This is a genomic window from Nonomuraea sp. MG754425, assembly GCF_021699195.1.
Lineage (GTDB): Bacteria > Actinomycetota > Actinomycetes > Streptosporangiales > Streptosporangiaceae > Nonomuraea.
Window position 1 is genome coordinate 106224 of sequence record NZ_SSXE01000005.1, and the last position, 6658, is coordinate 112881.

The following is a 6658-nucleotide window of genomic DNA, read 5'->3' on the forward strand; positions in this document are numbered from 1 at the left end:
GAGAGGGAAGCGAAGCGCAGCGCCCGCCCAGCGCTGCTCTGGCCATCCGCTGCGCCGATGCCGCCGCACCACCGATCAACGTTGGCGTAACCGCCAACGACCCTAGATAGCACCGCGGTCCCGGGCTCGCGCCAGCAAGCACCGCCCGGGACCGCATCCCCCGCCGCCGAAGCGAAGAGGAGTGCCCATCATGGCCGCATCCACCCGACCTGACCAAACCGCCCCTACGCGAGGGCCCCGAGCCGCGTCCGAGACCGCGCGAAGAGGTGCACGAACGAAGGGGCCGACGCTTGACGACATCGCCGAGCAGGCCGGAGTGTCCAAGGTCTCCGTCGCCTCCGCGCTGGCCGGCCGCCCTGGCGTCTCGGAGCAGACGAGGGCACGCATCCAGGCCATCGCCCAGGAGATCGGCTGGCAGGCTGGCCCCGCCCGCTCGCGCAGGAATTCCAGACGCGACGCGACGACGAGCCAGGGCGACGACGAGTGGGTCACCGTCCCCGAGATCATGAGGATGCTCAAGATCGACCGGCGGACCTGGCAGCACTGGATGACCCGCGGGGAAGTCCCCAAGAATATGTTCAAACTCCCCAATGGGAGCTACCGCGTCCACCGCAACGACTACCAGGCATGGCTTGACGGACTTCGGGTGGACGTGTGAGCAGGTCGTACAAGGTCAAGTTCTGGAAGATCAAGCGCAACGCTTCCAGCAAGAAGCCGTCGTACGTGGTGCGCTGGACCGTGGACGGCAAGGAGTGCTCCTCCACCTTCGGCGGGTCGCAACTGGCGGAAAACTTCCTCTCTGACCTGCGCCAGGCCGCGAAGAACGGGGAGTGGTTCGACACCGAAACCGGTCTTCCCCAATCCATGCTCAAGGCCAAGAACAGCCGCACATGGCTGGCACTCGCCAGGGCCTACATGAAAGCTCACTGGCCGCACCTGGCCCCCACATCACGTTCGAACACCATGGAGACCCTGGTCGCGGTCACGCTGGTTCTGACGGCTGACCGCAAGGGACGCCCCGACACCGCAGTACTGCGCTACGTGCTGCGCAAGCACGTGTTTCTCCCTGAGGAGCGCCAGCCACACCCCGACGTCCAGGCCACCACCGCGCTGCGCTGGCTGGAGGCAGCCTCACTGCCGGTGACCGAACTCACGGAAGCCCGCCACGTCCGCGCAGCTCTCGATGCCGTCGCCCTTTGCCAGGACGGCACCAAGGCCGCGCTCTCGACCTTCCGGCGCAAACGCTCCACACTGCACCACGTCTTGGAGTACGCCGTCGAACTGGAGGATCTCGACGCCAACCCGCTCGACCGGATCAAGTGGAAGCCGACCAAGTCGAACCCCGCAGTAGACCGGCGGGTAGTCGTCAATCCCCGGCAGGCGCGCGAACTGCTGATCGCTGTCACGTACATCGGACGCACCCGCGGAGCCAGGATGTCTGCGATGTTCGCCTGCATGTACTTCGCTGCCCTGCGCCCGTCCGAGACACGAGGACTGCGAGAAAGGGACTGCTATCTCCCGGTGGACGGATGGGGCTACCTCACCATCAGGAAGACTCGCCCGCAGAGCAGCCGCGATTTCACCGACTCCGGGGAGGTGTTTGAGGAGCGCGGCCTCAAACATCGTGAAGGGGACGAGGAACGCCTGGTGCCGATTCCGCCCGAGATGGTCGCCATCCTGCGCGCTCACATCCAGACCTTCGGCACGACCCCGGACGGACGGCTGTTCTACACGCGCAGTGGCGGTTCGTACCACAGCGATTACACATCAGTGTGGCGGAAGGCCCGTGAGCTGGCTTTCACCCCGGAGCAGGTGTATTCCCCGCTGGCTCGGCGTCCCTACGACCTGCGGCACGCCGCCGTGTCGCTCTGGCTCAACGCCGGCGTGCATGCCCCCGAGGTTGCTGAGCGGGCCGGGCACACCGTGGCGATTCTGCTGAAGACCTACGCCAAGTGCATCGACGGCCAGCAGGAAATCGCGAACAAGCGCATCGAGAAAACGCTGGGCGAGTCATGAGCGGCAGGGTGTCGGTGCGGAATATACGCGGAATGATTACGCGGCTGTGTGGCCTGGCTCATCTTTCCTCCCAGGTGAGAGGCCCATCTGTTGGGCGAAATCGCGTCGGTCAGACTAGGTCTCATGAGAGTCGGATTCGCCGTGCCCGTGTCAGGGCCGTGGGCCACACCTGAGAACCTGCGTCGTGTCGCCGTCCGGGCCGAGGAGCTCGGGTATGCGGAGCTCTGGACGTTTCAGCGGCTGCTGTATCCGGTCGGGCATGCGATGGGGGTCACCTACCGGGCCGTGCACGACCCGCTCATCACGCTGGCCCACGTCTCGGCCGTGACCAGCCGGATCCGGCTGGGTGTCGCGGTGGTCAACGCGTACGTGCAGCCCGTGGTGCTGGCCAAGCAGCTCGCCACGCTCCAGACGCTCTCGGGCGGCCGGTTCAGCGCGGGGCTCGGGCTGGGCTGGCTGCCCGAGGAGTTCGAGGCGACGGGCGTCGACATGGCCCGGCGCGGACGCCGGATCGAGGAGTACGTCGAGGTGCTGCGCAAGGCGTGGGCCGACGACGTGGTGACGCACGACGGCGACTTCTACCGCGTGCCGCCCGCCCACCTCGACCCCAAGCCGGAGCCGGGGCCGCCGCCGCTCCTGCTCGGCGGCACGGCCGAGGTCGCGCTGCGCCGCGCCGCCCGGCTGGCCGACGGCTGGGTCAGCTCCAGCAGGGAGGATCTGTCCGCGATCGCCGGGCGGGTCCGGCTCATCAAGGCGGAGCTGGCGGCGGCGGGGCGGGACGCGGACGCGTTCAGGTTCGTCTGCCGGGGCGTCACCCAGGTGCGCGCCCATGACGAGGACCGGCCGCTGACCGGCACCTACGACAAGATCAGGCGGGACGTGGCGGCCCTGGCCGAACAGGGCGTCACCGACGTCTTCCACGACCTGAACTTCGACCGCGAGATCCCGGCGGCCGACGCCGGGGAGGCGATGCGCCGGGCCGAGGAGGCGCTGGAGGCGCTGGCGCCCTAGGCAGACGCCTGGTACATCGCCGCTGCGAGCGCGTTCCGGCATCAACCATCCCGGGCCTCACCTGGAGATCTCCCCGGACATCGTCGCCGCCCAACGACGACACCTTCGCCTGGGCCGCAGCCCACGACGCCGTTCTGACCGCCATTCCTTTGACCGATAGTACGGTTAGCGATATATATCGGATATGGCAATGCGTGAACAGAGCTACCTCGTGCTGCTGGCCCTTTCCGAAGGCCCGCTGCATGGTTACGGCGTGATCAAAGCTGTGCGCGAGCTGTCGGAGGACCGTGTACGCCTCGGGGCGGGCACGCTCTATGGCGCGCTTGACCGTCTGGCCGAAGCAGGGTTTGCCCGGGTGGCGGGTGAAGAGGTCGTGGACGGCCGGCACCGCCGCTACTACGAGTTGACCTGTCAGGGCGCCGAACTCCTGACCGAGGAGACTGCCCGCTTGACCCGCCTCGCCGCCACCGCGCAACGCCGCCTCGGCGCACGACTCCAGCCCGGGATGTGATCATGGATAGCTACGAACGTCACTGCCGGTTCCTCGCGCGGGCCTACCCGCTCCGATATCGGCAGACGCGGGGCGAGGAGTTGATCGGCACGCTGCTGGATCTGGCGAAGCCGGAGCAGAGCAGGCCGACCCTGCGCGACTCGCTCGACGTCGTACGTGGCGGTATCGCACTGCGCCTGCGGGAGCGCCCGCCACTGTGGCACTGGGCGCTGTATCGCCTGTTCCACAAGCGCCTTCCCTACGCCTACCGCTGGTGGGCACGCGATGACCTGCTCGGTTCGCGCTACCTGGCGCGGCAGTGCGCGGCATGGCTACTCGCAACGGCACCCCTGTGGGCCTTCATCGGGCTCATGCCCATCGAACTGGTCCACACGGTGATCCTCTCGGCACTCATCCGCATGCTCGGCTTCCTCCCGCAGCGATCCCTGCGCCTGTACCAGCTGAAGAGATACGAATTCAACCTGGAGTTGGAAGGCAACTCGCCATAGGCGGCATGCGGAGACATCCGGTCTGCGTATGACGTCAAGGCCAAGGTTCTCGCGATCATGACACAAGCAGGACATTTCGCGTTGACATCGATGGCGTCGAGGCCTCAGGTTTGGTGCATGGAAGAGTTTCGTATGGCGCGCGTGTTTTCGGTCGCGACCGTTGTTCGGATGCTTCTCCCTTCCGTGCTTTTAATCCCCGTATGGCTGATATTCATCGCCTTCGTCCCTGATCGTCATAATATGGAGGCGGTTTTCCTGGCAGCAGGGGTGACGGTGGCCTTCGCCGGGGTGCGGTTGGTCAGGTGGCGGCTGATGGCCGCTGCCACGGTTGCGCGCGTCTCTCCTGACGGCGTGGAGATGGGGGACTGGTACGGATCGCGGGTGCGCCTGGCATGGCGAGATCTTGAGCGCGTCGATGTCGTGGAAAGCCGGATTCCCAGTCCGCGGACCATTGTCAAGGACGGCAGGATCGGTGTCCGAACCGGAGCCAGGCAATGCGTCGGCCTGGTCGGCTGGGGCGAATACGAGATTTCCCACCAGGCCCCCAACTGGTTGCTGGCTCATCGGGCCCGGCTGCCCATCGATCCGGCATCGGGGCGGCAGAGAATCAGCATCCCCCTCGGCGTCGTCGATCCCCTGTGGGAAGACGGCCCGATGGGCGACCAGGTCCGCCGGCACCGGCCCGATCTCTTCGAGCCGACCGTCGCTTCGGGCGCGCCTCCTGCCTGAGCGTTTCAGCCGCACCACCTGGGCCGAGGAGGCGGTCCCTAGGCGCCGCCGTACGGCACGGTGATGATCTCCAGGTTGTGGCCGTTGGGGTCGGACCAGTACAGGCCGCGCCCGCCGTCGTGGGTGTTGATCCGCCCCTCCTGCTGGTGGTGCGGGTCGGCCCAGAACGTCAGGCCGCGCTCCTTGATCCGGCCCCAGATCCGGTCGAACTCGTCCTCGCTGACCAGGAACGCGTAGTGCAGCGACGGCAGTTCCTCGCCCGCCTCGACGACGTCGATCGACACGTCGTTGCCGAGCGTGACGACCCGGAACGGACCGTACACGGGGGCCGGTTCCAGGCCGAGCAGGTCGACGAGGAAGGCGGCCGTCTCGTCCCTGTTCCTGGCCGGCATGATGGTGTGGTTCAGATGGACGGACATATCTGCAGGCTACGTCAGGGCCACGGGGAGCGTCACGACGCCGTTGACGAAGGACGACGGCAGCCACGTCACCGGGCCGGTCAGCTCGATCCGTGACACGGTCGCGCGCAGCTCCGACAGCAGCGCCTGGATCTCGGCGCGGGCGAGCTGCGCGCCCAGGCAGAAGTGCGGGCCGTGGCCGAAGGTCAGATGTCTGTTCGGCTGCCGGGCCACGTCGAACCGGTCGGGGTCGTCGAAGACCGTCTCGTCGCGGTTGGCCGAGGCCGTCCACAGGGCCAGCACGTCCCCGGCCTCGATGCGCCGTCCGCCCAGCTCGGCCGTCCGGGTGGCGACCCGGCCGACGTGGGCGGCCGGGGTGGTCCAGCGCAGGATCTCCTCCGTGGCGGGGGCGACCAGGGCGGGATCGCCGCGCAGGCGCGCCCACTGCGCGTCGTGCGTGGCCAGCGCCAGCAGGCCCCCGGCCATCGCCAGGCGGGCCGTCTCGTCCCCGCCGATGATCAGGTTGTAGCAGTTGAGCAGCACCTCCTCCTCGGTGAGGTCGGCCGAGACGAGCAGGCTGATGACGTCGTCGCCCGGGGACGTCTGGCGTTCGGCGGCCAGGCGGGTGTAGTAGAGCAGGATCTCGCTCTGGGCGATCCGCGCGCTCAGGTCGGCCTCCTCCTCGCCCAGCATGGCCTGCGCGGTCAGTTCCAGCACGCGCTGCCGGTCCCGCTCGGGGACGCCGAGCAGCTCGCAGATCGCGCGCAGCGGCACCTGCGCGGCCACCTGCCCGACGAAGTCGCCGCCGCCCCCGGCCACGAAGGCGGCCAGCAGGTCCTTCGTGGCCTCGGTGATCGAGCGGGTGACGGGGCCGAGCGCGCGGGGGCCGAAGCCCGGGGTGAGCAGGCGGCGCAGGACGGCGTGCCGGGGCCCGTCGGTGACCACGATCATCCGGCCCGCGCCGGGGTCGTGGCCGCGCAGGAGGGTGCGCAGCATGTTGCCCCGCAGCGAGGTGTAGGTGTCCGGGTCGCGGACGACGCGCAGCACGTCGGCGTGCCGGGTGACACTCCAGAAGCGGTCGTGCCTGCGGACCGGGTCGGTGGCCCGCAACCGCCGCCAGAGCGGGGTGAGGTCGTGGACGGCGTGCAGGCGCGGGTCGAGGAGGTCCAGGTCGTCGAGGGCGGCCGGGTCCGGCGGGGGTCTCATCGTTCGAACTCGTCGAGGAGGTCGCCGAGCAGGTCGTCCTCGTCGCCGCCGCGCACGGCCCGGGCGATCAGCTCGCGCAGGGGGCGTTCGGCGAGGAACAGCTCGATGGGGACGTCGAGGCCGAAGCGGTCGCGCAGTTCGCCGAGCAGGAAGACGGCGGTCAGCGAGTCGCCGCCGGCCGCGAAGTAGGTCCGGTCGAGGTCGGCCTCGCCGGCCAGGGCCAGGGTGGTGCGGAACAGCGCGGTGACGGCCCGCTCGGTGCCGGTGTCCGGCCGTACGGGCTCCGGGGACGGGGACGG

General features: G+C 68.7%; 9 protein-coding genes. 6 read left to right on the plus strand and 3 right to left on the minus strand.

Annotated features, from left to right (window positions below; genetic code table 11):
- Window positions 1-190: 190 nt before the first annotated feature.
- The 6 genes from FAF44_RS55670 to FAF44_RS03420 all read left to right on the plus strand — a co-directional run bounded on the left by FAF44_RS55670 (window position 191) and on the right by FAF44_RS03420 (window position 4755).
- On the plus strand, window positions 191-658 hold the full coding sequence (locus FAF44_RS55670) for a LacI family DNA-binding transcriptional regulator (RefSeq protein WP_308193273.1): 468 nt from the start codon (window positions 191-193) through the stop codon (window positions 656-658).
- Window positions 655-2016, plus strand: a complete 1362-nt coding sequence (locus FAF44_RS03400; RefSeq protein ID WP_237101495.1) for a site-specific integrase — start codon at window positions 655-657, stop codon at window positions 2014-2016. The genes FAF44_RS55670 and FAF44_RS03400 overlap by 4 nt, the downstream gene beginning before the upstream one ends.
- A gap of 123 nt (window positions 2017-2139) precedes the next feature.
- Window positions 2140-3027, plus strand: a complete 888-nt coding sequence (locus FAF44_RS03405; protein ID WP_237101496.1) for a TIGR03619 family F420-dependent LLM class oxidoreductase — start codon at window positions 2140-2142, stop codon at window positions 3025-3027.
- Window positions 3028-3211: 184 nt separating this feature from the next.
- Window positions 3212-3538, plus strand: coding sequence for a PadR family transcriptional regulator (locus FAF44_RS03410; protein WP_237101497.1), 327 nt, complete (start codon window positions 3212-3214; stop codon window positions 3536-3538).
- A gap of 2 nt (window positions 3539-3540) precedes the next feature.
- Complete coding sequence (locus FAF44_RS03415) at window positions 3541-4026, plus strand: hypothetical protein (RefSeq protein WP_237101498.1); 486 nt, start codon at window positions 3541-3543, stop codon at window positions 4024-4026.
- 117 nt (window positions 4027-4143) lie between these two features.
- Window positions 4144-4755: a hypothetical protein gene (locus FAF44_RS03420; protein ID WP_237101499.1), complete on the plus strand. Its 612-nt coding sequence runs from the start codon at window positions 4144-4146 to the stop codon at window positions 4753-4755.
- A gap of 38 nt (window positions 4756-4793) precedes the next feature.
- Here the strand turns inward: FAF44_RS03420 and FAF44_RS03425 are convergent, their stop codons facing one another.
- The 3 genes from FAF44_RS03425 to FAF44_RS03435 form a co-directional block, all read right to left on the minus strand.
- Window positions 4794-5174, minus strand: coding sequence for a VOC family protein (locus FAF44_RS03425; RefSeq protein ID WP_237101500.1), 381 nt, complete (start codon window positions 5172-5174; stop codon window positions 4794-4796).
- Between the two features lie 9 nt (window positions 5175-5183).
- Window positions 5184-6359, minus strand: a complete 1176-nt coding sequence (locus FAF44_RS03430) for a cytochrome P450 (protein ID WP_237101501.1) — start codon at window positions 6357-6359, stop codon at window positions 5184-5186.
- A partial coding sequence (locus tag FAF44_RS03435) for an acyl carrier protein (RefSeq protein WP_237101502.1) occupies window positions 6356-6658 on the minus strand: 303 nt, incomplete at its 5' end. The genes FAF44_RS03435 and FAF44_RS03430, both read right to left, overlap by 4 nt.

What these genes read in the sequence shown, in the direction of transcription:
- FAF44_RS55670 (WP_308193273.1), top strand. Translation starts at nt 191, where the DNA reads ATGGCCGCATCCACCCGACCTGACCAAACCGCCCCTACGCGAGGGCCC.
- FAF44_RS03405 (WP_237101496.1), top strand. Translation starts at nt 2,140, where the DNA reads ATGAGAGTCGGATTCGCCGTGCCCGTGTCAGGGCCGTGGGCCACACCT.
- FAF44_RS03410 (WP_237101497.1), top strand. Translation starts at nt 3,212, where the DNA reads ATGGCAATGCGTGAACAGAGCTACCTCGTGCTGCTGGCCCTTTCCGAA.
- FAF44_RS03415 (WP_237101498.1), top strand. Translation starts at nt 3,541, where the DNA reads ATGGATAGCTACGAACGTCACTGCCGGTTCCTCGCGCGGGCCTACCCG.
- FAF44_RS03420 (WP_237101499.1), top strand. Translation starts at nt 4,144, where the DNA reads ATGGAAGAGTTTCGTATGGCGCGCGTGTTTTCGGTCGCGACCGTTGTT.
- FAF44_RS03425 (WP_237101500.1), bottom strand. Translation starts at nt 5,174, where the DNA reads ATGTCCGTCCATCTGAACCACACCATCATGCCGGCCAGGAACAGGGAC.
- FAF44_RS03430 (WP_237101501.1), bottom strand. Translation starts at nt 6,359, where the DNA reads ATGAGACCCCCGCCGGACCCGGCCGCCCTCGACGACCTGGACCTCCTC.